The organism is Lacihabitans soyangensis, assembly GCF_024343775.1.
In the GTDB taxonomy this organism is placed as follows: domain Bacteria; phylum Bacteroidota; class Bacteroidia; order Cytophagales; family Spirosomataceae; genus Leadbetterella; species Leadbetterella soyangensis.
Window position 1 is genome coordinate 13,722 of record NZ_RJUF01000011.1, and the last position, 25,907, is coordinate 39,628.

Consider the following 25,907-nt stretch of genomic DNA (forward strand, 5'->3'; position numbering starts at 1 on the left):
ATTTTCACATGAAATATCCAATTGCCTCTGTGGTACTTTTAGCTGTAGAAATATGCATTGCCGTTTTTATCCATGACCAATTTATTCGGCCCTTCTTTGGTGATTTTTTGGCCGTAATTTTTGTTTACTGTGGGCTACGAATATTCAATCAAAATATCTTAAAAACAGCACTGCTCAGTTTACTAATAGCGTACTTTATCGAGATTTTGCAGTATTTTAAGTTTATAGAAATTACTGGCTTGATCAAATACAAGGTGCTAGCCATTTTGATTGGTAATTCTTTTTCTTGGCTAGATATTCTTGCCTACACCTTGGGTTTTGTTTTTATACTGCTGATCGAAAATTTCGAAATCCTAAGGATTTTGTGCAAACTACAATTTGAAACTACCAAAAAACGATAAAGATGGAATACTTCGTAAAACCAGATTCTATTGTTCGGCAAATTTGGAGTGATGCAGACTGCATTCTTTTCATTTTTGGGGCAAGTTCAGGAGAATTTGCCCTCCACAAATCTGTCGACTGGCTATTTTTTACAGGTAAACTTCCCTCCGACCCCATCGGAAGGCTTTTCTCAACAGTAGTTTACGCCCAAAAGATAATTTTTGAAGAAAAAGCAAAAGCTGAAAAGACGCTGCAAAACATGAAAAACATCCACGTTGGAGTCGAAAATAACCGTGGTTTCCAGATTCCAAACTGGGCCTACCAAGATGTGCTATATATGTTGATTCACCATTCCATCTCTGCTTTTGAACTCCTTCATCGGACATTAACACTGTCAGAAAAAAGGGAAATTTTTCAGGTGTTCCACGAGGTTGGAATTAGAATGGGAATTACAGATTTGCCCAAGAACTTTGAAAATTGGGAGGTAAAAAGAAAAGAAAATCTATCCGAAAACTATCAAAAAACAGAACTAAGCACAAAACTATTTGAGGCCTACAAAACACATCTTGGAAGTATCAGATTTCAACTTTTGCTTTACGTGCAAAAAATCCTTTTGCCTACGGAATTAAAAACTATGGCTCGTAATTTACCTGCACCTAATCTCGATATACCAATGTACTCTTATAAACGCACCAAAACCTACTGGCCAATACATCAACTGAAATACTATCTTTTGCCAAAACAATATAGAAAAGCTCTCAAAGACCTTGTTAGAAATTAAACTACCGTCGCTTTTTATGAAAAAATAAAATATCTCTCCTCCCTGTTTCACTATTTTGTTGAAGCCAGAAAATAAATTTTGTAAAACCTGTAAGTTTTCCTCCAAAAAATCTACTAATTGTGAAAAATGTATGAAATGGAAAAGGAATTTACGGGACTGATTAACCAGCATAAAGGTATCATTTACAAAGTTTGTCAACTCTACTGTCATGAGAACGAAGACAGGAAAGATCTTTTTCAAGAAATAGTTATTCAGCTTTGGAAAGCCTACACAAACTTTAGAGGAGAGGCCAAAATATCGACTTGGATCTATAAAATAGCACTAAACACTGCTCTTTCGAATTTGAAAATAGAAGGTAAAAAGAAATTCATTAGAACGATTTCCGATCATGAACTCGAAATCCCGGCAATGGAAATCACCGAAAATGAACACCTCAAATCGCTCTATCAAGCCATTCAACAATTGACCGAAATAGAGAAAGCCATCATAATGCTTTATCTCGACGACAAAACCTATGAGGAAATAACGGAGATTGTCGGCATTAGCAAAACTAATGTAGGTGTAAAGCTCAACAGAATCAAACTAAAATTAAGTAAAATCATCAAAACCAATTGATAATCATGGAATTAGAAGAATTAAAAACCACATGGGGAATGTACGACAAAAAAATATTGTCAACACAAAACATCACCCAAAAGCTCATAGAAAGTATGATAAGAGAGAGATCGATTTCGAGGGTGGAACGTTTGAAAAAACAGTATTTCAGTTTCTTTGCATTGTTAATTGTCGAAGCTGGATTTATGCTTGCCATACTTTTCGGCAATCCGTTTGATTTCAAATATCAGATTCAGTTTCTCCCTTTTTTACTGCTTTTGATGGGAATCATAGTGGCATTTATAAACCTGACAAGATATTACGAAAAAATCAGTAAACCGCTCATTGACAAAAACATAGGAACATTTTTAAATGATATTCTAGATTTTTATGAGAAAAACCAAAAGTATGAGAAATGGTTTGGGCTGATTTTATTTTCTATTGGTTTCTTGGTTCCACTTTCCTTTTTACCTCCCAAAATCGAAAAATATGGAATCCTAAAAGGTCTTTTGGACACCGCCATACCAATGGCGATTTCTCTTATCCTATACTTTTTGGCCTTCAAAATGGGAGCTTTTAGAAAACGCCACAAAGAAAACTTCAAAAGCGATTTGGAGGAATATAACGAATTGAAAGAAATGAGTGGTGAATTGAACGAAAAAGTTAGCTAAATCAAAATTATAATTCGCCAAATGATACGTAAAAATACTTAACTTGGCGAATTATAAAATTTCTAATGTATTATTAATCAAAATTTTATACAAAAAAAACTATACAAATAAATCAACTGCAGTAATCTGATTACTAACAGTACTTAAATAATATGCATTGGCTTTTACACCGTGAATACTAATCATGGTCGTGAACACGTTTTTCTTAGTTTTGGTGGCATTTATAAAAATATGCTTCCGTCGCTCCAATTGCTCTGCATACTGTTGTGTCATTTCATATTCTGTCTGGTAATACTTGGCCTCCAGAAGGTTTATCACATTGTCGTCACGGTCAATCACCATATCTACTTGAGCCGTACTATCAGGTGAAATCCAAGAATAATCCCTACTGATGATGCCCTGGATACCAAGTGTTTTTTTTATTTGAAATACGTGTTTCAAGCATAAATTTTCGAATGCATAACCCGACCATGACTTGAAACTTGGTTTATTGGTAAAATTGCTCCCTGTATAATCAGAATTCCCAAAAAACTTAAAGTAAAACAGTGTAAATTCATCCACCAAACGATACAGGCTCTCTTCCTTCTTTTTGTTTATAGGAAAAACTTGGGTTACAAACCCACATGCAGTAAGTTCGTTTAAAATATTGGTAAAACCGCCTCCGCTACTCATTTTAGTCGCTTCCAAAATCTCATTTCTTGTTAGTCCTTTGCTTTTTGAAGCCAGTGCTTTTACAACCAGTTCATGCAAATGGCTATTTTTAAACAAAGAGGCATAAAGATTTTCAAATTCATTTTTCAGAGTAGCATTTTTATTAAAAAACAATGTATCTAAAATCTGTCCGACGCTTTTACCAGGTACAATGTCTTTTAAATAAAAAGGAACGCCGCCTACGCACATATAAAGTTGAATAATGTCTTTAAGAACGAGCTTAACATGATTCATCTCTAGAAAAGCCTTGGTTTCTTTCAAATCAAAAGGCCTTAACAATATCTGTTTGGTGATTCTATTGTGAAGTCCTCCCCTATTATTTATCACTTTGTTGATAATCCAAGAGGCTGCAGAACCACAAATCACCAAAACTATGTCTGTCCTTTTAGAACAATACATGTTCCAGAAATTGTCTAAAGCAGCCAAAAAGCCTGAACGTGGGGTTTCAAACCATGAAATCTCATCTAAAAAGATTACTTTCTTTTGTTTTGACTTCAAAGTATCGATGTATGCTTTTAATAGCGAAAATGCTTGGAGCCATGTTTGTGGCTGCAAAGTATTTGATTTAGTAGCACGAGAAATGTCCAACCAAAAATTTTCGAGTTGCTGGTCAATGTTTTTCTCATGTAAGCCACTTGAATCAAAAATTATATGCTTTTCATATACCTGCCGAATGAGATACGTTTTGCCAATTCTTCTTCTTCCATAAACCGCTAAAAATTCAGAATTTTCAGATTCCAAAAGAGAATTTAAAATCTGAATTTCGTCAATTCTACCTGCAACTTTCATATTGAAAAACATTTATAATTCGCCAAATCATATGCAAATATACACAACTTGGCGAGATATAAAAATTATAATTCGCCATATTGTATGCATTTTTATAAAACTTGGCGAATTATAGAAATCACAAGTGCCTGTAAATAAGTATTTTAAATATTTTCAACTATAAATTTAAAAGCCACAAAGCTAGCCTTATTTTTTCATAACCCACATTACCTTCAAAGTGCTCAAAGACTGTTTTTATGCCATCGCCTTTTTTGAAGCCAATCTCTTCTACGGCGTCTTTGATGGCGTTCAAATCCCAAGGATCTATCAGAACCGATAAGTCGATTTCATGACCATCTTCCTTCATTTTTATGAGGTGAGAAATGACTGTTGACTGAGCAATTGAGCGTTGCTGGGCGATTTCCTCCACCGAATATCCGTCCTGATATAATTGGTACGACACGGCTTGGGTTAAACCTTTTCCCATTCGAGAAGCCGACTCCTTATTTTGATTTACAAACTCAAAAATCTCCTTCAAAAACGCATCGCCAAACCGTTTGAATTTCTCTTGGCCCACACCCGAAACCTCCAGAAATTGTGCTTTTGTGATGGGTTTCTTGGCGGCCATATCAACCAAAGTAGCGTCCGAAAAAACAATATATGCCGGTGAGCCTATGGCGTCAGCTATTTGCTTGCGGAGTGTTCTGAGTTTTTCAAATAATTCTCCTTTTATTTGCTCAGTCTTACTTGGCGAAAACTTAAGCTGTTCGGCTTCAGCGGCTTGTCTTTCTGACGGCGATATATATTCTGATATTTCTACCATTCTTTGACCTTTCAAAATTTGGGAACTGACTTCATTCAATTTAAAAGTATGCCCTTCGTCGTAAGCAATATCAAAGGCCCCGTAGTTTAACAGTTGCAAAATATAATCCACCCAAATTTCGGCTTTGAGGTCTTTTCCAACTCCAAAGGTTGGCAATTGGTCATAGCCATGACGTATCACACTTTGGTTTCGGCTGCCTCTCAGAATATCCATCAACATGGTTAGAGCTATTTTCTGATTGGTCCTGAAAATGGCTGAAAGAGCTTTTTGTGCCAAAACCGTAGCGTCAAATTTCTTTCGTGGATTTTTACAAACATCACAATTGCCGCAGTCCTTGCCAATGTCCTCGTTGAAATAACTGATTAAAATCCGCCTGCGGCAAATATTGGCTTCGGCATATTGCTTCATTCTATCCAACTTCGCCAGCATCAGTTCTTTCTGTTTCTCAGGAAGTTCTGAGCTTTTTATCATGTCAGTTCGTGTGACGATATCTGCAAAACTATAGAAAAGTACAGTTTGAGCAGGAGTGCCATCTCGACCAGCACGGCCAATTTCCTGATAAAAACTCTCCACATTGCTGGGCATGTTATAATGTATGACCCAACGTACATTTGACTTGTCGATGCCCATTCCAAAGGCTATCGTGGCCACAATGATAGGCGTTTCGTCTTTGATAAAATTCTCCTGAATTTTGGATCTTTTATCGGCCGGAATTCCAGCATGATAAGCTTCTGCCTTGAAACCCAAATTGTTGAGGCTTTCCGCCACCGCTTCTGTCGATTTCCGACTTAGACAATAAATGATGCCCGACTGATTTGGAACTTTATTGAGGAATGACTGAATTTGTTGAAGCCTTTTCCGTCCCGGCAATACTTCTAAGCTGATATTTGGCCTGTCAAAACTACTGATAAAGGTATGTTCCTCAGGAATTTGCAATTGCTTACAAATGTCTCTACGAGTGACTTTGTCGGCCGTGGCGGTGAGTGCTATTACTGGGATTTCAGGAAATTCTTCTTTTAAAATTGAAAGCTGACGATACTCCGGCCTGAAATCATGTCCCCAAGAAGAAATACAATGCGATTCGTCTATCGCAAAAAGTGAAATATTTAGGTTCTTGAAATTCTCAACCATATTGCCCGAAAACAATTTCTCCGGTGCAATGTAAAGCAGTTTTAATTCTCCCAATTTGGCTGCCCAAAAAACGGCATCTTGCTCATCGTTTGATATGCTCGAATTCAGAAAAGAGGCTTTTATTCCATTGCTTCTTAGGGCCTCCACTTGGTCTTTCATCAAGGCAATCAATGGCGAAATAACCACCGTAAGACCATCTAAAACCATAGCAGGCACTTGAAAGCAAATAGATTTTCCTCCACCCGTCGGCATCAAAACCAGAGCATCTTTCTTGTCTAAAACATGGTCAATGATTTCGGCTTGAAGGGGCCTAAACGAATCGTATCCGAAGTACTTCTTGAGAGCGGTGGTTTTGGTCATTTCTTAAATTCCTGAAAATAAAGGTTTTGAATGCTGCAAAATAAAGGCTTTCTAAGGTTTCTAAAAAATTTGAATTTTTATTGCTAAAATTTTGAGCAAAAACATGAATGAATCATTTCAAAACAACGTGCGAGTTTCAAAGAAAAAAATAGTATTACAGAATAATCTAAATAATTTTGATTGATTTCGATGAAATCTTAAAAATAACGAAAAGTCTTCGACCTCTCTGAGGTCGCTTATTTTGGTTTGATTGACCAGACTTAATATAATTTGACCGCTCTGCGGTCATTTCAAATTTGACTCTTTATTAATCGTTTTAAAATGCGACTAGATATATCTCAAAGTTCATGACCTCAGAGAGGTCAGACTATATTAAATTTGGAAGCCAATTATCAAGAATACGACCTCAGAAAGGTCGGACTTTTTCGAGGCACTCTTAAACTTCAACAAATTGCACTATGATATTTCAATAATGCTTACTCAAAATCCTCATACACCTTTGAGGAATCAACTGTGGCGGAGTTGATGATTTCCAGTTCTTTGGCGGTAAGGTTTCTCCATTTTCCGATTGGTAAGTCCAAAGGTATGTGCATGATTCTTATCCTTTTGAGTTTGGTCACAGAATAACCTAAATATTCACACATTCGTCTGATTTGGCGATTCAGGCCTTGTGTAAGGATAATTTTGAAGGTGTATAAATCAACTTTTTCTACTTTGCAGGGTCTCGTGACCGTGTCGAGAATGGGTACGCCTTTACTCATCTTAAAGACAAAATCTCGGCTGATAGGCTTATTCACTGTTACGACATATTCCTTTTCGTGGTTGTTTCTGGCTCTAAGAATTTTGTTCACAATATCACCATCGCTGGTGAGTAATATCAATCCTTCTGAAGGTTTATCGAGCCTTCCGATTGGAAAGATGCGTTTTGGATGATTGATAAAATCTATGATATTGTCTTTTTCGGCTTTGACATCTGTGGTACAAACTATCCCTATAGGCTTATTAAAAGCTAAATAAACGTGCTGTTCTTTGGGTTCTGAAATCAACTTTCCGTCCACTCGTATTTCGTCGCCTTCCTGGATTCTGGTTCCCATTTCGGGTACCTTTCCGTTAATGGTTACCCGACGTTCTTCAATCAGTGTATCGGCAGCTCTTCTCGAACAAAAACCTACTTCGCTCAAGTATTTATTGATTCTTGTGCCCTTGGGTTCGTCTATGTTTTGATTCTGATCTGGCATACGTTTCTTGCTGTATCACAAAGGGACACAAAGATGCCACAAAGTTCCACAAAGGTTTTGTAATTAAAAAAGAAAGTTTCGAAACTTAGAAGGAGACGATACCATTTGATTTTGGCAAATACTTTATAAGAAAAAACCACTATAGGCAATAAAATATGGGAGTATATCATTAATTGAAAATAAGAAACCTAACTACCCAAATGAAAATCACACTTTTAATATTTACTCTCTTCTCCCAACTATCTGTTTTTGCTAAGGAACAATTTGTTAATGATAGCATTAAGGTACTTTTTGTGGGAAATAGTCTTACTTATTATAATGCCATGCCACAGCTTCTTCAAAAAATGTTAAACGAAGGCGAAGAAAAAGTAAAAGTCGAGCAATCCACATTTCCAGGAGTATCGTTACAAACTCATTTGACCTGGATGCAGAGCTACGGTGAAGTAAATGGAATAGACAGAGAGAATGGCAATATATTTTTGACGAAACAAATAATAAATCAATCCAATTGGAATTATATAATTTTACAGCAGGGTTCTGTCAGTTATCTAATTCCAGAATATGTAGAAAAAAGTTTAGAGCCAGCAATTAAAGAGATAGTTCATATTTTCCCCAAAAAAGGGACTAAATTTATCTTATTTGAAACATGGACACCTTCGGTATATTATCCTCAAACTTATTGTCGTGCTAAAAATACTTCAGATTACTCCGCACCATTTGAGGAATTCTGCTCACCCAAAATTGAATCCGAAGCTCAAGAAATAGCATTAATTGCCGAATCTTGCAAAAAAATCGCAGAATCTAATCAAATGATTTTAAGTCAAAATGGAGAGCTATTTTATCTTTTTAAACTAAAATATCCTGAGATAAAACTTACCGATGAAGAAGCACACCCAACAAAAGCAGGAGCATTTCTCAATGCTTGCGTATTCTATGAACTTTTTGCCAACAAAAAAGCCAAAGAATTAGAATTCCTTGGCGATTTAGATATCAAAACTGCGGCAAAAATTAAAAAATTCGTATCTGAAACCAAACTCTAGACTCCCTCATCCCAAAGGTTTTCAAGCGTATAATCTGAACCTGGCAAACACCAAAAATCACCTTTTATGTAACGATAATTCATGTTTACGGCAGCCATTTGAGCCAAATCAGCTTCTGAAAGTTCGATATCTGCAGCTTCCAAATTCTCTTTTAATCGAGCTGGATTTACGGACTTCGGTATGGTACAAGTGCCACGGCTTACTGCCCACGCAAGCATCAGTTGTGCTACCGAACAGCCCTTACTTTCAGCCAAATCTTTAATAACTTTATTATCAAAAAGTTTGGGTTCACCTTCCATAATTCTGTTGGCGGGTCTGTCTGCCGAACCCAATGGAGCATAGCCAGTCAGCGAAATCCCTTCCGCATCACAAAAGCTTTTGAGAGCATTTTGCTGTAAAAATGGGTGCATTTCTACCTGATTGTTTTCTGGTTTTACACCTGTCACTTCGGTGAGTTCTTTGATTTTCTTTATACTAAAATTACTCGTGCCGATATGTAAAGCCATGTCCATTTCTTGCACGGCTATCATTCCTTCCCAAGTTTCGGTAAGTGGTGTCACATTTAGGCTAAGCATCTCATCTGCTTTGGTAGGAAAAGTAACATCTTCTCTCAGGGCGATAGGCCAATGAATCAAATATAAGTCAAGGTAATCTAAGCGAAGATTTTTTAAGGTTAATTCGAGAGCGGGTTGCACTTGTTCTTTTCTGTGGCGGTTGTTCCAAAGTTTTGAGGTTATCCAAAGCTCTTCTCTTTTTACTTCTCCAGCTGTCATGGCATCAGCAAAAGCTTGGCCGATTTCGGGTTCATTATTGTACAAATGTGCACAGTCAAAATGCCTGTAACCAATCGCAATAGCCTCTCTAACAGCCTTGTAAACTTCACCAGGTGCTGACTTCCAGGTTCCTAATCCTAAACTTGGCATTAGGTCGCCGTTACTGTATTTTATATATTTCATTGTTTTTCACCGTAAGGTCGCTAGGCCGCTAAGAAATATTCATTCTTCTCAAAAACTAACCCTTAAACGGAAATTTTATTATTTCTTTTTCAAATATACTGTCAAAGGTGCAGAACTTTCAACAAAAATAGTGTCTGTCACATATCCTTCCTTCGAAAATTCAAGATTAAACTCCGGACATTTTCCATTGGCTCTTCCTACCTCCACCAAACTAAAAGCCCCATCAGACTTGGTTTTTTCTTCAAAACCCGGGTTCGCTAGATTATTAATCAAAACACTATCCAAAGGTTTCTTTGTTTGGTCGTCTAATACAACACCAGTGGCGGTAACCATGCAGTCACAACTCAGCAGAAAAGTTAAAGAAATAATACCAAGAATTCTTTTTGCCACTTGTTAAACTTTTTCTGGAACTATAAACGGAGCTCTGTATTTGCGTGTCAACATTTCGTTGGCTTTTTTGTCGCCAAGAAACTTTTCTGCTATTGGGTCAAACTTCAACGTGCGACCAAGTTTATATGAAATATTCCCCAAATGTGCCAAACTAGCTGCCAAATGTGCCGTTTCAACTGGCCCATTCAATATTTTTTTATCCTGAGCTCTGACTGCATCCACGAAATTCTTGTAATGATCGCCTCCTTCTTTCCGAGCTGGGCCTGGAGCACGTTCTTTTCCTAAGAAAGTTTTATAATCGTTATAGCCGTTAATGACCATATAACCTTTGTCGCCATAAAAAATATTGCCGATTTCTACGCCATCTTCTTTGTTGGTCATCCATGGACGCACCTCAAACTGCAAGATTTTATTTTCTTTGGTATATTGGTAAGACGAAGTCAGATATTCGGGAGTTTCCTTGCAATCGTTCCACAGATATTTACCGCCGGATGAAGTGATGGTATCAGGTAATCCTACTTCTAATCCCCACATGGCGAGGTCTGTTTCGTGAATACCTTGATTGCCAATATCGCCATTGCCATAGTCCCAAAACCAGTGCCAGTTATAATGCACATAGTTTTTGCTGAAAGGTTTTTCCTGTGCTGGGCCTTGCCACAAGTTCCAGTCCAATCCTTCTGGTACAGCCGAATTACCTAAATTTCCAATATCTGGTCGCCATTTGTAAACGATTCCTTTGGCCATATAAACTTTGCCAATCAAACCATCTCTAAGGTGTTTAATGGCTTCTTGAATTGCCAAAGAACTTCTCAACTGTACGCCGTGCTGTACAATTTTATTATATTTGGTAGCAGCCTCCACCAATTTTCTTCCTTCAAAAACATTGTGACAAGCTGGCTTTTCGACATACACATCTTTACCCGCCTGACAAGCCCAAATAGCCGCCAAAGCGTGCCAGTGGTTGGGTGTGGCAATACTTACCGCATCAATATCTTTATCCTCATAAACTTTTCTGAGGTCTTTTTCCTGCTTAACAGATTTGCTGTATTTTTTCTCAAAATCTGTAGCTCCAGCACCTAAAACCACACTGTCCACGTCACAAAGGGTGGAGACTTGAACATTGTCCAAATTCATAAAACCTTTGATGTGATCCTTTCCACGGCCGTTTATTCCAATTACCGCTACCCGCAAGCGGTCGTTGGCACCAAATGCCGTTTGAGGTATAAAAGTTGGAATAGCGTAAGCTGCCACACTCGCTGGCAAAGCAGTTTTAAGAAGGTCTCTTCTGGTAAATTTTTTCATGAATGGTTGAATATTTGTTAGGTTAAATTTACATTTAATATTTTGTAAATCAAACACGTAGTGCGATTTTTCAAATCGCTAACAAGTAAAAAACACACCTTGGAAAATCGGGATATGCAGAAACGTAATGCGATTTTTCAAATCGCTGACAATCAAAAACCACGATTTGAAAAATCGTGTTACGTAACTTACAACCTCGCCACCGTCAATCCTCCATCAACTACAAAAACCTGACCGGTAGAATACAAAAAATTTCCTTGAGCTATAGCCGTAACAGTTTTACCAACATCTTCGGGCAATCCCCAACGTTTGGTCAAACATAATCCATTTTCTATCAAATCGTCATATTTTTGACTTACTTTCTCGGTCATATCTGTTTTAATAATTCCTGGACGAACCTCAAAAACTGGTATATCAAATTCTGCCAAGCGAACTGCAAAAAGTTGCGTTGCCATACTTACACCAGCTTTCGAGATACAATATTCTCCCCTATTTACAGACGCCACATTAGCTGAAATGGACGAAACATTTATGATAGTTCCTTCAAAATTAGAATCTTGCGTTTTCAAATCCACCATCCAGTTGGCTACAGACTGGGTAAGAAAATAAGGCCCTTTCAGATTGGTTGAAATCAAATAATCGAAACTTTCCTCTGAAGCATCTAGGATATCTTTTCTTTCTTTTGGTGCTACGCCAGCATTGTTTATCAGCACATTGAGTTTCCCGAAATGCTTTTTTATTTTTTCCAAAATACTGTCTCTGTCTTCTTTTTTCGAGATATCTCCTTGGCAATAAATGACATCGACACCTAACTTTTTGAGATTTTCAATTACTTCAACTACATCAGATTCGGCCCGCATGCCGTTGATAGCCAAATCAAATCCCGCTTCTGCCATCTTTTGGGCTATGCCGAAGCCTATTCCTCGTGAACCTCCGGTTATTAGGGCTATTTTTTTCATCTGTTTGATAAATTTTCAGTCGAAATTTCAAGAATACTAAATAATTCTCTTTCGTGCCTTGCCAGGCAGGCTTTCTTTTTTTCGAAAAAAAGAAACAAAAAAACAGCAACAGAAAAATGATCCTCTCCAAAAATTTGGTTTTCGACCTTGAAACCAGATTTAAAAATAACTCATAACCAAATTTTTGGAACGGACTTTTCTGTTAGAATTAGGAACCATTTGTTTTCATTTTATAATTACGAGAAAAACAAACAATCACAACTTCTCCTTAATTTCTTTCAAAGTTACCGCCTCTGGGAGTGTTTTGTACAAAGGATCCAAAGGATAACAACCCGACACTAAACCATTTCTTGGTGCGGTGGTGCAGTCGGAGAATGTTCTACACAAAAGTTTTCTTTCCGTTGGGCGATTATTGAGCATATCATCAGGCATAGTTGGATATGAAAGCACCATCCTGCCGAAACCTACCGAATCCACCATTTTGTTTCTCAGAACATTTTGGGCCACGTTGGGAAGCCATTCTTGTAGATAAGAATAACCTGAACCCACAATCACCAAATTTGGAAATTCCTTTTTCAAATCCGCTACCACGTTGATCATTCTTGCAACGCCAATCAGCGGCTCCTCAGGTGGCTGATAACCATCCGAAGGAGGAAAAAGGGCCGGACGGGTAACGTGTGGATTGTAATATGGACTTGAAAGCGTAATACAAACCAATTGAATATCAAGCTCTTCTAAAAGCCGTAGAAACTTTTTAGGTTCGTCCAAATCAATTTCTAAACCACTTTCATCGCAACCAAAAGCATATTTATACCTTTCGTTTTCTTTCAAATCAGGTGTGCCCGTTCCATCCGGACCTTTTTTAAATGGGGCAAAATCAATGGCACTTAATCTAACGCCTATTTCTAATCCAGGAGCTTCTTTTCGGATTCCAGCTACAATATTTTTCAGAAAATTAGTCCGGTTTTCAAAACTCCCACCATATTTTCCTTTGCGATCTACCGCACTCAAAAATTCATGACCTAAATATCCGTGACAATGCTTGATATCCACAAAATGATAGCCGGCTTTTTGAGCCAAAACAGCAGCTTTTACAAAATCCTCCACCAAGGCATCCACCTCTTCGTCAGTCATAGGAAGGTTATCATCAGTCACATGAAATTTGGCATCTAATTTTGGGTGATTGTAAGCTATTTTTGACTCAAACTTGGTATTGTCATTGGGTTTACAAAAACGACCTGAATGCGTCAATTGTAAACCAACCAATAGATCATCCGCGGTTCCGAATTTCTCCGCATGTTTATCTAAAACCATCTGTAGCATTTCCTGCAAATCGCCAATATTCGCCTCATTGATAGTCAATTGTCGTGGATTGGCTCTGCCTTCATGCGTAACCGCCACAGCCTCACATCCCCATAGTAATTTAGCTCCCGAAATGGCGAAATTCTCCCAACGTTTCTTTGTAAAATGGGTCGGTTTACCATCCGCCGTACCATCCCAACCTTCCATTGGTAAAATTGAAAGGCTATTTCCGATGTTTTTTCCTGACTTTAGATGAATGGCCTTGTTAAATGGCGAAGTCTCTTTTGGAAGCAATTCTTCATCAAATTTTAGATCTACTTGATTGTCTTCCAAGTATTTGGCAAAATCTGCAGCCGTTTTTAATTGTGCTACACGACTGTATTTGGGTTTAAATTTTCCGGTCATTATTAAGGATTGAACAATTGTATTCTTAAATTCACTTTGCTAAAATAATATACTTCGTGTGCCCTGCCGGGCGGGCGATACTTTTTTTCGAAAAAAAGTATCCAAAAAAACATCTTCTGAACAATGATCCTCTCTGAAAATTTGATTGAAAACATTGTAAAAAGTAATTTGATTTAGGTTAAATCAAATTTCCAGAACGGACTGTTCAGAAATTAAAGGAACCATTTAGTATTTAATTCTCCGTTCCAAAAATTCTCTTAAGTAACAAAAATTAAAACTATGCTTAAGAATTAATCATTTAGGCAAACAGTTAAAAAAGGTATAATAAGGCTCATTATTTAAATGTTTTTGCAAATAAAGTGCGGCCTCTCTGAAATGATAATCGCCCCACATACACGATTCTCCGTAAGGAATTTTGCTTCCTTCTGGTACAAAATCCCAACCATTAGGTTGGTGATAAATGGTGTGCAAAAGCAAACCTTGATGGTTTTTATCGGTACTCAGATAGGGTTCTTCTAATAGCGAATTCATTACAGTCAATCCTGTTTGCCAATATCTGTTGCCATCTTCGGTATCGCCATTTTCATTCAAATATTTACCCAAACGTAACAAACCTTGAGCCGCTATAGCTGCGGCTGAGCTATCCACAGGCTCATTGTCGTTAAAAGGATTAGCTTTTTGACTAAGATAATCGCCCATTTTATGCAAATTCGGTGCACCTGTATCCCAATAAGGTATTCCACAAATTGGCGTGTTTTCTATATAAAAATCACAAGTGGCTTTGGCTGCTTTTAGCATAAAATTCTTAACATAAGACCGTCCGCCCACAGCTTCCAATTCCATACCGTCCAAGATTTCAAGACATTCTAATTGCTCGGCAAAGCCACACATGGCCCAAGCAAGTCCACGCGTCCAAGTGCTAAATCCGGTGTAGCCTTGTTGTGAATTTGGGCAACGAAAATTCCCGTCCTTCACATTAAAAACCGACTCGTGTGCCGTCCTGCCCCAAACATCGTAGATATCTCTGCCTTCTCCATAGAAAACCGAGAAGTTGGCCGTAGCCTCAATGTGCTTAATGGCTCGTTCTAAAAGACTTATTTTGGCATCACCTTCACCCTGAAAAACATGGCCCAGTTGGTGACTAATGATCAAAGCTCGACACGAACGAATGGTGTCTACAAACAAGGAATGGGCCCCATTGAACGAATGAATAAATCCACCTTCGTTTTTGATGTCTGTCCATCTGCTGGCCTGCACTGCTCCCGAAATCTTCAAGGCCAATTCATAGAAATTTTGCTCCCAATCATTTTGAGAAATTTTGCCTTCTCGCATCAATCGGAGCAAATTACCATACGTGCTCACATTGTTGAATCCATGGTCATGCACACCAATATGGCTGATGTGCGGAGCCATTTTTTCTAAAGTTTTCTTTCTTCCTATTTCAAGAAAATCGACCTCTCCAGTAGCATCATATTGCAAAATGGCCGAGCCGTACTGAAAACCTTGCGTCCACTCCGTCCAACCCCTGGTGGTGTATTTACCGTTTCTGGTAAAAACTGGCGATCCGTCATTTTCGTCATATTCTGCTTGAATAGCGAGTATTTTTTCGCCTGAAAGTTTCCAAAACTTTTCTAATTTGGGCTTTAAATCCTGTACTTTGAGCGATTTATTTATATTTATCATTGGTAAAAAATCATTTCCAACAAGCTTGGTGAAAAGGATAATTATTTAGGGTTGAAATTATTTCTAAATTCTTGATTGGTAAATTTAGAAATCTTGTGGGATTATTGAATTAATTTCATTTTAAATTTTGTTCTTCTAATAATCAATCTACCAAAAAAAGGAAAAATAGTATGAAAAACATCTTGATTGCAATTCTGTTTTTAGGCATCATTGCCTTTTTATATTTTAGAAATAACCCAAAAGTTGACTTTAAAGAAGATACCGTTGATGGAATTCATTTCCAAAAAGGCAACTGGCAACAAGCTTTAGATTTGGCGAAAAAAGAGAATAAATTTGTATTTTTAGACATCTATGCCACATGGTGTGGACCCTGCAAACAACTCAAAAAATACACCTTTGCAGATAAATCAGCTGGGAAGTTTTTTAATAAGAATTTCGTAAATATGGCTCTTGACGGCGAGCAAGAAGAAGGAGCTACTTTAGCTCAGAAATTTGGAATTGAGGCTTATCCTACCTTAATGTTTGTAACGCCCGAAGGAGAACTGATCACCAAGTCACCTGGATTTCGTACTGCTCCTGATTTGATAAACCTCGGTAAGGAAATTTTAGCGAATAAACAATAATCATTTCTTCCGCCTTTTGCGTTCACTGTCAAGAAATTCATTATCCTCCATTCTGATTTTGACAATTTCTTGGATCAAACTTTTGGGTAAAACCGCATCAAATTTAAAGCGGATGGTACCCGAAGAATAGTCCATTCCTTGTAGTTGGACTTCGAAATGACTTAAAGTAGCACTACTCATCGTGTAAAAAGCCACATGCTTTTTTGCTACCCCAACTGCTACTAAAGTTCCCAAATATTTATAAGTCGGTATACCGTAACTTATGGCCACCTGAGCCAGAGGTACCGCCTCTTTTATGATAGCCATCATTTCCAAAAGCTTTGGTTTTGATTCTTCAGGAATGTTTTGGAGGTATTCAGCAAAGGAGCTGATGGTGATGTTCATTCTCATGGGTGAGAGAAAATTAATATTTTCGATTTGACTTCAAAAATAGAATAAAATTCACAAAAAATGCGACTCGAAAACTCGAATCGCATTTTATAATTTCCTTAAAAACTAATACTTACCTTATCACCACCACCGTAGATTCTACCTTATCTTTTGTTTTTACTCTAATAAGATAGTTGCCGCTGCTTATATTTTGCGTTGTAAAAGGTATCTCGTTTTGACCTTCTTTACCTTCTGCTTTTATGCTTTGGTAAATTTTGCCCGTAGAGTTTATCAAATCTATATCCAATGAACTTGCCGTTTCTAAGTACACTTTTATGCTGAATGTCCCTTGGTTAGGATTTGGATATATCGAAATGAACGACGGAACACTTTCTTTTACAAAATCTTGGTCTGAGGCTAACCTTGCCCCGCCTGTTGAGGTGTAAAAAGGTGTGCCGTCAGGTTCTGTGCCATATTGCCAGCCACTTGGCGTTGGAAACTGCGTGCTGTTTGGCGTTCCAAGACCACCATACGCACTATATGCCCATTGAAAACAACCAACCAAACTACTGTAAGAACCATTCGTAAGTGTTACGTCACCTCTAGTTAGCATTTCAGAACCACGTACTAAGAATTTCTCTGGGTTTGTGGCAATTCTTTGTACTAGCCACCACTGATTGTGATAATATTTGGCTACCAATTGATGCCCAGTAACGTTCCATGTACCCATTACTAAATTATGACTCAATGACGCACATGGACCTACTTGTACCGTTACACTTGTAGTTGGACTATCAGGACAGCCCGATTGGGTACACTTAACGGTGTAGGTAGTCGTGCTGGTAGGACTTACCACTATGGTAGCCGATGTAGCTCCTGTACTCCATAGCCTTGTACCAGTGGCACAAGTGGCTGATAGTGTAGAACTTTGACCAGAACTTATACTGGCTGGACTTGCAGATACATTGGTTGGAGCAGTAAGGCCACAGCTACCATTGGCAGTGTAAAATGGCGTACCATCTTGCTCATAAGCCAAGGTAAAACCCGACGGAGTAGGAAACTGGGTAGAATTTGGAACAGCCAAGCCGCCATAGTTGCTATTCTGCCAACCGAAACACGTAGTTAAGCCCGAATAAGAGCCATTATTTAGTGTTACATCTCCTCTAGTAAGCATATTAGAGCCTCTCACCAAAAACTTCTCTGGATTGGTGCCGATTCTTTGCGTAAGCCAATATTGACTGTGAAAATATCTGGCGACCAAGGGATGATTCGTAACTGTCCACGCTCCCATCACTAAATTATCGGTAACTGACGAACAAGGGCTATTGGAAACATTGACTGTTACACCCACCACAGGACTATCTGGGCAACCTGCTGAGACACACTTAACCGTGTAATTGGTAGTAACGCTAGGTGAAACACTGATACTGTTGCCAGTAGCTCCGGTACTCCAAGTTACTGTACCGTAAGCACATGAAGCCGACAAGGTACTACTACCGCCACTACTTATTGAAGAAGGACTAGCTGAAACAGATGTTGGAGCTATGGGTGGTGTACCACAGCCTCCGCCACCGCTTTGCAGATATACATCCGCCCAGTCGGTATGGTCGGCATAGTTATTTGAGATTTGGTCGGTTATGAGCTCCAAGGTAGACTTGCCAGCTACAGATAGACCATTAACTACCGTAGCAGCCTGCCCCCAAAATTTGGTCACCGGCCCATAAATCGTTTGTCCGTCTGCCTTGATGGTAAAAGTAGCACCATCGCAACAGTTTGACTCCTGATCCATTCCAAATTTGCAAGAGAAAGTACTGTAGGCATTGTTTAGATTGTAAACAATTCGGCTATTGGCATGTGTACCGATACCCTGAGTATATTGTGTACCACCAATGTTTATTACATTGCCATCTATAGACGTGCCGTTAAAACGAGCTGTGCCATATCCCTGCCACTCTGATGAGGAGTTCGTTGGGTTTAGCGTGGTGAGGGAGGTGGTGATGGAGGTGGAGCCTGATTGGTTTACTGAAATCGTTTTCATCATACTACCACCAACTTCTTGAATAATTATCTCCCCTGTCCTATTCGAACCAAGATTTGAATCAAAATTGATAACTAGATTACTTTCATCATAACTTGAAACTGTACTTATATTTGAAACCCAATTAGGTTTTGAATTAATTTGCCAGGTTACATTTTCAGCATAAACATTATTTGAAATCTGTTGAGATTGTGAATTTAAATTCATTATTGAATTTGATACATTCAACAATTTATTACTGGGTGCTTGTCCAATAGGGACTACTTTATACGGTTGACCTGGTACCAATTTATTCCCAATTTTCAAATAGCACGATAGGAATTCTCCACCATTCAAGTTTGAAACCAAGAATGTATATGATCTATTTGAATTGTTGGTAGTTTGATTAAAAAAGGACTTGTAATTACCCGAAAGACCTGGAATTGTGCCGTTGTATACACCATTTTGACCCGTAACAAAATAGTATTCAGCCCCTGAAACATTTTCGTAGGTTAATGTAATACTATTTCCACTTTGCTGAACTGATTCTAAATTAACTAGGTTAGATGGGGCGATACCAGTATAACTATTGTAAACAGAATTACCTGAACCATAGATTGACTCATACCACTTACTACCCATTGCATCCAATGTATTTTCAGAATTATATTGCTTGTTTCCAGAGAAGTGAAGTTTATATTTATCATCTCTACTATTACTCACGATTGCATCAGCAATTACTACTCCTTCAAAAACTTTATTAGAAGAATTTAAAACAGAATTTTGTTGATTTGTAACACCTGAATGAGTGTAATATTTAGACACTCCACTTGATCCTGCAGGGTTTAGATTAGTGGCTACACTTAATCCAGTAGCACCCCCAGCATTGGTCAATGAGCTTGATGAAGTAAACATCGATACTTTTGAAACATACCAAGCCATGTTTCCACTTGCATCGCCAATATAATTTCTTGAATTATTTATTAATCCAGTCAAACGAGATGAATAATCCCCTATATTAACATTGTCAATAGAACCATAAGCGGTTGATCCTCTTGCAGCGTCATCTTCTCCTTGATGCCATAAAATTGCTTTTACTCCGTGTGCAGAACCATATAGAGCAAGAGTCTTCAAAAATTTATCTTGTAAAGCAGGATAAGTTGAATTGTAACTCGAGAAAGTCCAATCTTTTATTAAAGAAGTTCCGGGCATTGCAACATTAAAAAATAGAGTAGGAACACCTTTCTCACTACCAATTTTTTGCCCTAAACTCGACCAATACCATGAGGCTTGACCGTTAGGGAAAATATGAACGGGGTCATTCAATTTGTCAGTACCATGCCTTAATTGTTCATATTTACCACCATAAGGAAGACCAAACCAGTTTCCATTCTCTGGACTTAGTTCATTGTATTTTTTACCAATATTGGTATGGTTAAGTCTTTCTGGAGAGTCAGGCTCACCTACTGCCCCACCATCATAAATGCTTGCCCAAAAATCAAATCTACCATTAAAGTTTAATGATCTTGTAAACAATAAACCAGTATTAGTTCCAGCTAATTTAATTGGAACAGTGGAATCATCCGAACTTGAAAAATCGTGTAAGCCTCTGCGATTGGTAATATTATTTGGATCATTCCATACAGACTTTGCTGAAATATTGTAACCTGATGCATTAGACTGCCCAGCAATAAAATATACATCTCCTACTCCGAAAGCAATCCTGTCGGTAAAATTTAGTGAGAACAATGAAAAATTGCCGACATGTAAATATAACAAATATTGTTTCTTAGCTAATCCATTTAATTTACCTTTTACCATTGAATAACTAGTATTTCCTGAAACATTAGAAATGGCAAATTGAAGAGATGGGTCTGTCAAAGCTTTGTTGTAGTAACTGGAAGGGTAACTTAAACTGTAGTTATTAGCACTTACAAAATCAAAAGCAATTAGCGTAATTCTCCAATCCACACTGCTTTGATTACGAACTTGAAAGCAAACGTCTACAGAATTTGAAGTTGAGGTACCTTGCATGACAGAACCATATATTGGATAAGTAATCTCACCCCAATAAGTTTGGGCATTTGCTATTTCAAAGCATAGCAATGCCACGATTAAGTACATTAATCTCATGATAATTAAAAATTTAAGGTGATTATTTTAAGAATTCTCTAGTATTATATAAAGGAAATGTAGTCCCGTAATGAGCATTTATTGCCAGAAGAGCCTCATTTGCGATAATAATATTTCTTAATTTTGAATTGCCTCCTAATACATTTTCGAATAAATCTTTATAGTCTATTTTTACTCCATCATGGGAGATGTATTTTCCCAAATAAATTTGTACATAAATGTAGTTTAAATCCAATTCCGGCCACAACATTTGAGTGGCTAATTTGGATTTGATGGGTTTGTCATAAACTTTCATATTCTGGGTTATTTCCCAATTGAGATAATTGGTGATTTTTTCATCGTTTTTAATGAATGGCTTTATATTCATATTAACCTTCGTTCCTAACAATGAGTCAATTTTAGAATTAGGCAAAATGCGTTTAGCACTCTGATCCAGCAAATATCCTTTTTGATATTTATTTAATTCTTTTCTAACCATGTCCACTGAAACAATATTTGTATAAGGGCTTGGGCTTGTTACTGACCCACTGATAATTATACCTTTAATGTTTTTTCGTTTCGCAACATCACTAAAAAAATCCAATTTTTCGTTAGGCAATTGATTGGGAATTCCTCCAGGCATGACAAATTCAACTTTCCTTGGTGTATATCCATCAAATCCTTTTTCTATTATTCTATCGTCATTATAAGAAATATCAATCAAAAAATCGAATTTTTCTTGGAGTACCCGTTGTTCATACTTCAAATTAGTTTCAAATCTTTTGAAATGAACTGACATTGGTAAATCTCCACCTTGATTATAGCCATTACCATAACCTGTAGGGTCCACAAAATTATCGACCCTAATATTTTTCTTTATCTTTGTCAATATTGGCTCACCGTCTTTGTCTATAGATTGAACTCCTAAATTGTTTTTAGCAGTTTTGAATTTAGGGACTGGACCACCAGTAAAATTATCTTTTGATTCTGAATATGTCCAAGCACCATTGTAATCATTAATATCGAAGTAAGGGTTATTAAATTCTACACCCATTTGATTAGCTATTAAGTTAGGTAAACTAAACTCAATAGATTCGTTATTATAATTAGTATATCCTCCTCCTGAACCACTAGCAACCACTCTCAAAGGTTTAGAATTCAAATCGGGATCTTCAATACCAGCCTTAAGAATTTCTTCATTTCTTTTAATTAAATTTTGCTTAGTGAGCTTTTTTCCATTTGGCAAAATAGTAGTCTCTCCTTCAACTATTGGAGCATTCAATTTACGTTTAAGTACTTTTTCTTTATCATCCCTCGTTTTCACTGTATCCCCATCTATAACCACAAATGCAGGATAATCAATAGAAGGCTCCAAAATCTCTTTTGGGTTGCAGCTGAGCATTAGGCTAGCTGCCAATAATGTAGTAATCATAATTTTTGTTCTCATTAGTTTTAAGATATTTAAAATGTTTCTAATGGTCACATAATGTCAAAGCGGAGCTTTCAAAGGAGAATATTGTGTGTCTCTCATCTAAAAACTGTGTCTGTGATTTACGCAACGGTAATTTTACGGTATTGATATTATAACGTAAAAATAAGGTTCCCTAAGGTATTTTTTTCAATTGATGAGGCAAATTGAAAAAAAAAAAAACTCCTATCCTAATGTTTGATAAATTATTTTAAAAAACCAAAATCGCCCCAAACTTACCAAAATTGACCTATATCAATTTTTTATAGGTAATACTTCTCTATTCGTAATAATTCACTTCTTTTCAAGAATAAGACCGTTCAATAAAAAAAATAGCGACCCAAAAAATATGAGTCGCGATTCCTACACTAATCCCAGTTATTTAATTTTTTCAGGGTGAAAAATTTCACACCATCCCAATTAAATTCCACTTATATAGACGCACTTCATGGGCTTTTCGATGCCTCATTTTTGAATTTATTTTCCATAAAAATATTCATCTACCAATTATGCCAACTGATACCCAAAAAATCAGAATTTATGAGTGATTTTGTTTTTTTGTTTAAAAAATAAATACATTTACTTCTCATTTTTATCACCAAACGAAACCCTCAAAATGGATAGAAGGAAATTTATGCAGCTCTCTGGGCTCGGTATGGGTGCCTTGGTAGGTGCGGGTATTCCGATTATCGGAAACGCCACCACGCCAGAGCATCTACTCGAAACTCCCGCAGATGCTGCTCAAAAAAAAATAATGTCGGACATTGCCCTCAACGCCGCCCGAAGCAAAGGTGCTACTTACACGGATGTGCGTATTGGCCGTTATTTGCAACAGTTTTTGTTTACCCGCGAAACCAAGGTGCAAAACATTGTAAACGCAGAGTCTTACGGTGTGGGCATAAGAGTGATAGCCAATGGAACTTGGGGTTTTTCGGCTACCAGTGATGTGAGCAAAGAAGGCATAGCCAAATGTGCGGAGACTGCCGTGGCCATAGCCAAAGCCAATGCCAAAATACAGACAGAACCCGTGATACTTGCTCCCCAAAAAGGTGTAGGCGAGGTTACATGGAAAACACCAATTGTAAAAAATGCTTTTGAGATTCCTGTTCAAGAAAAGATAGATTTATTGATGAAGGTAAATGGCGAAGCCATGAAAAACGGGGCTGGCTTCGTGACATCTAACTTGTTTTTTGTTAACGAACAAAAGTATTTCGCTTCGTCAGATGGTTCATATATTGACCAAGACATTCACAGAATATGGCCAACATTTACGGTAACTGCCGTAGACAAAGCAGCAGGAAAGTTTAAAACACGTGACGCCATCAGCTCTCCAATGGGTATGGGTTATGAATATCTAGATGGCCTGGCCTCTGAAAAAATTGCAGGTCCTAATGGTTTGGTAGGCTACAGAAATTCTTACGACATGGTGGAAGACGCCATTATGGCCGCCAAACAAGCCAAAGAAAAAATGACGGCCAAGTCTGTGCCAGCAGGAAAATACGACTTGGTTCTTGACCCAAATCACTTGGGTCTTACTATCCACGAATCTGTCGGGCATCCGCTTGAACTTGACCGTGTATTGGGCTACGAGGCCAATTATGCCGGAACAAGCTTTGCCACATTAGACAAATGGAAAGCTGGAAACTTCAATTACGGAAGCAAAAACGTAACCATAGTGGCTGACAAAACACAACCGCATGCCCTTGGAACTGTAGGATATGACGACGAAGGTGTTCCGTCGAAACAATGGAATTTGATAAAAGACGGAGTTTTGGTTAACTATCAAGCTATTAGAGACCAAGTGAATATTTTGGGCGAAAAAGAATCACACGGCTGTTGCTATGCCGACAATTGGGATTCGGTACAGTTCCAACGTATGCCAAATGTTTCTTTGCTGCCTGGAAAAGAGAAATTGAGTGTTTTGGATATGATCAAGGGTGTAGAAAAAGGTATTTATATAGTAGGCCGAGGCTCGTATTCTATTGACCAGCAACGCTATAACTTCCAGTTTGGTGGTCAACTTTTCTACGAAATCAAAAACGGAGAGGTAGTAGGAATGCTCGATGACGTGGCGTATCAATCAAATACACAAGAGTTTTGGAATTCGTGCGTTCAGGTATGTGATAAAGACGATTATCGTACTTTCGGGTCGTTTTTTGATGGCAAAGGCCAGCCTTCGCAGGTTTCGGCGGTGTCGCATGGTAGTTCTACCACTCGTTTCAATGGCGTAAATGTAATTAACACGGGCAGAAAGATTTAATTTGGTATGCGGTCAGACGCTAGTCGGACCTGAAATCAAAGTCTTTTTCAAAAAACAGATTTAAAAAAATGAAAATATTAACTAAAGAAGAAGCCAAAAAAATCATCGATAAGGTGTTGGCTTACTCCAAAGCGGACGAAATGAGCGTCAACCTAAACGGTGGTCGCACGGGCAATATTCGATATGCTAGAAATACTGTCTCTACCAGTGGAGAGTCTGAAAATCAATCCTTAGCAGTCACTGCTGTTTTCGGTAAAAAATCAGGTACTGCAACCATCAATGAGTTTGATGATGCATCCCTAGAAAAAACAGTAAGAAGAGCAGAGGAAATAGCAAGACTTGCCCCTGAAAACTCAGAGTACATGCCTATTCTCGGACCTCAAACTTATCTGAATACAAATACATTTTCGGAAAATACGGCCAAAATTGATCCAAATCTAAGAGCAAAAGCGGCTTTGGATAGCATTCTACCTTGCAGAGAAGGAAAACTTACAGCTGCCGGTTACATGGAAGACACCGCTGGATTTTCTGCAATGGGTAACTCGAAAGGCCTCTTTGCTTATAACAAAGCCACACAGGTAGACTTCACCATAACCGTTAGAACTGATGATGGTTTGGGTTCGGGCTATGGTATCCAAGACTTCAACGATGTGGCTCTGTTGAATACCAAAAAAGTAACGGAAATAGCTATGCAAAAAGCCAAAGCTTCCGCTTCTGCACAAGCATTGGAACCAGGAAAATACACAGTAATTCTTGAACCAGCTGCTGCGGTAGATTTGCTACAAAACATGATGCGAAGCATGGACGCCCGCAATGCCGATGAAGGCCGTAGTTTTTTGAGTAAAAAAGGAGGAGAAACCAAACTTGGCGAAAAGCTTTTCGACGAAAGAGTAAACATTTATTCCGATCCAATGAATGCGGAAATACCTGGATCTCCTTTCGCAGGAGACGGTCGTCCGATGGAAAAAATATCTTGGATTGAAAACGGTGTGGTAAAAAACATGACTTACTCACGTTTTTGGGCAGATAAAAAAGGAGTTAAAGCGACACCTCCACCCAATGCCTTCATCATGGCTGGAGGTGACAAGTCTCTAGCCGATTTGATCAAGAGCACCGATAAAGGAATTTTAGTAACCAGACTATGGTACATCAGAGCAGTTGACCCGCAAACTTTGCTCTACACAGGACTTACCAGAGACGGAACTTTCTATATCGAAAACGGAAAGATAAAATTCCCAGTGAAAAACTTCAGGTTCAACGAAAGTCCAGTTATTATGCTCAATAATTTGGAAGAAATGGGTAAACCAGTAAGAATTACGGGAAATTTGGTACCGCCACTCAAAATAAGAGACTTCACCTTCTCAAGTTTAAGTGATGCAGTTTAATAATAATATTTTCTAGAAAAATGGGGTGCAAGGTTATACTGCACCTCATTTTTTATTTAAAGCCTTCATTAAATTGGCACTTTTGAAGTAATACTAATATATTTGCAGTTTCGTTTAAGAAATCCTTGAAAGTCTGCATTCATGCAATTTTGAGGCTTTGGCTACGATGCCCTTAGAT

20 protein-coding genes are annotated in these 25,907 nt (G+C 37.9%); 8 read left to right on the forward strand and 12 right to left on the reverse strand.

All coding sequences use genetic code 11. The features are described 5' to 3' along the window. Window positions 1–8 precede the first annotated feature (8 nt). The 4 genes from EGI31_RS06035 to EGI31_RS06050 all read left to right on the forward strand — a co-directional run bounded on the left by EGI31_RS06035 (window position 9) and on the right by EGI31_RS06050 (window position 2,427). Window positions 9–401 carry a ribosomal maturation YjgA family protein gene (locus EGI31_RS06035; RefSeq protein ID WP_255036286.1) on the forward strand — a complete coding sequence of 131 codons (393 nt, stop codon included), beginning with the start codon at window positions 9–11 and terminating at the stop codon, window positions 399–401. A gap of 2 nt (window positions 402–403) precedes the next feature. Continuing rightward, window positions 404–1,162: an oxygenase MpaB family protein gene (locus EGI31_RS06040; protein WP_255036287.1), complete on the forward strand. Its 759-nt coding sequence runs from the start codon at window positions 404–406 to the stop codon at window positions 1,160–1,162. A 135-nt stretch (window positions 1,163–1,297) separates the two neighbouring features. Beyond that, window positions 1,298–1,777, forward strand: coding sequence for an RNA polymerase sigma factor (locus tag EGI31_RS06045; RefSeq protein ID WP_255036288.1), 480 nt, complete (start codon window positions 1,298–1,300; stop codon window positions 1,775–1,777). 5 nt (window positions 1,778–1,782) lie between these two features. Beyond that, the gene (locus EGI31_RS06050) at window positions 1,783–2,427 is read left to right on the forward strand and encodes a hypothetical protein (RefSeq protein ID WP_255036289.1); all 645 of its coding nucleotides are present in this window, start codon (window positions 1,783–1,785) and stop codon (window positions 2,425–2,427) included. Between the two features lie 99 nt (window positions 2,428–2,526). Here EGI31_RS06050 and EGI31_RS06055 read toward each other — a convergent pair whose 3' ends face one another. From EGI31_RS06055 to rluF, 3 genes are all read right to left on the reverse strand, one after another. Then, complete coding sequence (locus EGI31_RS06055; protein ID WP_255036290.1) at window positions 2,527–3,927, reverse strand: AAA family ATPase; 1,401 nt, start codon at window positions 3,925–3,927, stop codon at window positions 2,527–2,529. A gap of 157 nt (window positions 3,928–4,084) precedes the next feature. Next, window positions 4,085–6,220 carry a DNA helicase RecQ gene (gene recQ, locus EGI31_RS06060; protein WP_255036291.1) on the reverse strand — a complete coding sequence of 712 codons (2,136 nt, stop codon included), beginning with the start codon at window positions 6,218–6,220 and terminating at the stop codon, window positions 4,085–4,087. Window positions 6,221–6,696: 476 nt separating this feature from the next. Continuing rightward, window positions 6,697–7,458 carry a 23S rRNA pseudouridine(2604) synthase RluF gene (rluF, locus tag EGI31_RS06065; RefSeq protein ID WP_255036292.1) on the reverse strand — a complete coding sequence of 254 codons (762 nt, stop codon included), beginning with the start codon at window positions 7,456–7,458 and terminating at the stop codon, window positions 6,697–6,699. Between the two features lie 200 nt (window positions 7,459–7,658). Here rluF and EGI31_RS06070 point away from each other — a divergent pair, with 200 nt between their 5' ends. Continuing rightward, window positions 7,659–8,498, forward strand: a complete 840-nt coding sequence (locus EGI31_RS06070) for an SGNH/GDSL hydrolase family protein (protein WP_255036293.1) — start codon at window positions 7,659–7,661, stop codon at window positions 8,496–8,498. Here the strand turns inward: EGI31_RS06070 and EGI31_RS06075 are convergent. The 6 genes from EGI31_RS06075 to EGI31_RS06100 form a co-directional block, all read right to left on the reverse strand. Then, window positions 8,495–9,454 carry an aldo/keto reductase gene (locus tag EGI31_RS06075; protein WP_255036294.1) on the reverse strand — a complete coding sequence of 320 codons (960 nt, stop codon included), beginning with the start codon at window positions 9,452–9,454 and terminating at the stop codon, window positions 8,495–8,497. The two genes, EGI31_RS06070 and EGI31_RS06075, sit on opposite strands and share 4 nt — an antisense overlap. A gap of 78 nt (window positions 9,455–9,532) precedes the next feature. Beyond that, window positions 9,533–9,844: a hypothetical protein gene (locus EGI31_RS06080; protein WP_255036295.1), complete on the reverse strand. Its 312-nt coding sequence runs from the start codon at window positions 9,842–9,844 to the stop codon at window positions 9,533–9,535. Window positions 9,845–9,847: 3 nt separating this feature from the next. Then, window positions 9,848–11,146, reverse strand: coding sequence for a Gfo/Idh/MocA family protein (locus EGI31_RS06085; RefSeq protein ID WP_255036296.1), 1,299 nt, complete (start codon window positions 11,144–11,146; stop codon window positions 9,848–9,850). 188 nt (window positions 11,147–11,334) lie between these two features. Continuing rightward, complete coding sequence (locus EGI31_RS06090; RefSeq protein WP_255036297.1) at window positions 11,335–12,105, reverse strand: 3-ketoacyl-ACP reductase; 771 nt, start codon at window positions 12,103–12,105, stop codon at window positions 11,335–11,337. 255 nt (window positions 12,106–12,360) lie between these two features. Further along, complete coding sequence (locus EGI31_RS06095) at window positions 12,361–13,812, reverse strand: oxidoreductase (RefSeq protein WP_255036298.1); 1,452 nt, start codon at window positions 13,810–13,812, stop codon at window positions 12,361–12,363. Between the two features lie 294 nt (window positions 13,813–14,106). Next, window positions 14,107–15,495 (reverse strand): glycoside hydrolase family 88 protein, encoded by a 1,389-nt coding sequence (locus EGI31_RS06100; RefSeq protein ID WP_255036299.1) that lies wholly within the window; start codon window positions 15,493–15,495, stop codon window positions 14,107–14,109. Window positions 15,496–15,665: 170 nt separating this feature from the next. Here EGI31_RS06100 and EGI31_RS06105 point away from each other — a divergent pair, with 170 nt between their 5' ends. Then, window positions 15,666–16,118, forward strand: a complete 453-nt coding sequence (locus EGI31_RS06105) for a thioredoxin family protein (protein WP_255036300.1) — start codon at window positions 15,666–15,668, stop codon at window positions 16,116–16,118. On the opposite strand, the gene EGI31_RS06110 is transcribed toward EGI31_RS06105, so the two are convergent. From EGI31_RS06110 to EGI31_RS06120, 3 genes are all read right to left on the reverse strand, one after another. Next, window positions 16,119–16,508 (reverse strand): iron chaperone, encoded by a 390-nt coding sequence (locus EGI31_RS06110; RefSeq protein WP_255036301.1) that lies wholly within the window; start codon window positions 16,506–16,508, stop codon window positions 16,119–16,121. Window positions 16,509–16,620: 112 nt separating this feature from the next. Further along, window positions 16,621–20,637, reverse strand: coding sequence for an NPCBM/NEW2 domain-containing protein (locus tag EGI31_RS06115; protein WP_255036302.1), 4,017 nt, complete (start codon window positions 20,635–20,637; stop codon window positions 16,621–16,623). 22 nt (window positions 20,638–20,659) lie between these two features. Continuing rightward, entirely contained in the window at window positions 20,660–22,063 is a 1,404-nt protein-coding gene (locus EGI31_RS06120; RefSeq protein WP_255036303.1) for a hypothetical protein, read from the reverse strand. Window positions 22,064–22,700: 637 nt separating this feature from the next. Between EGI31_RS06120 and EGI31_RS06125 the strand changes: the two genes are divergently transcribed. Both EGI31_RS06125 and EGI31_RS06130 read left to right on the forward strand, forming a co-directional pair. Beyond that, window positions 22,701–24,344 carry a TldD/PmbA family protein gene (locus tag EGI31_RS06125; protein WP_255036304.1) on the forward strand — a complete coding sequence of 548 codons (1,644 nt, stop codon included), beginning with the start codon at window positions 22,701–22,703 and terminating at the stop codon, window positions 24,342–24,344. A 68-nt stretch (window positions 24,345–24,412) separates the two neighbouring features. Continuing rightward, window positions 24,413–25,729, forward strand: coding sequence for a TldD/PmbA family protein (locus tag EGI31_RS06130; protein ID WP_255036305.1), 1,317 nt, complete (start codon window positions 24,413–24,415; stop codon window positions 25,727–25,729). The last annotated feature ends 178 nt before the right edge of the window (window positions 25,730–25,907 follow it).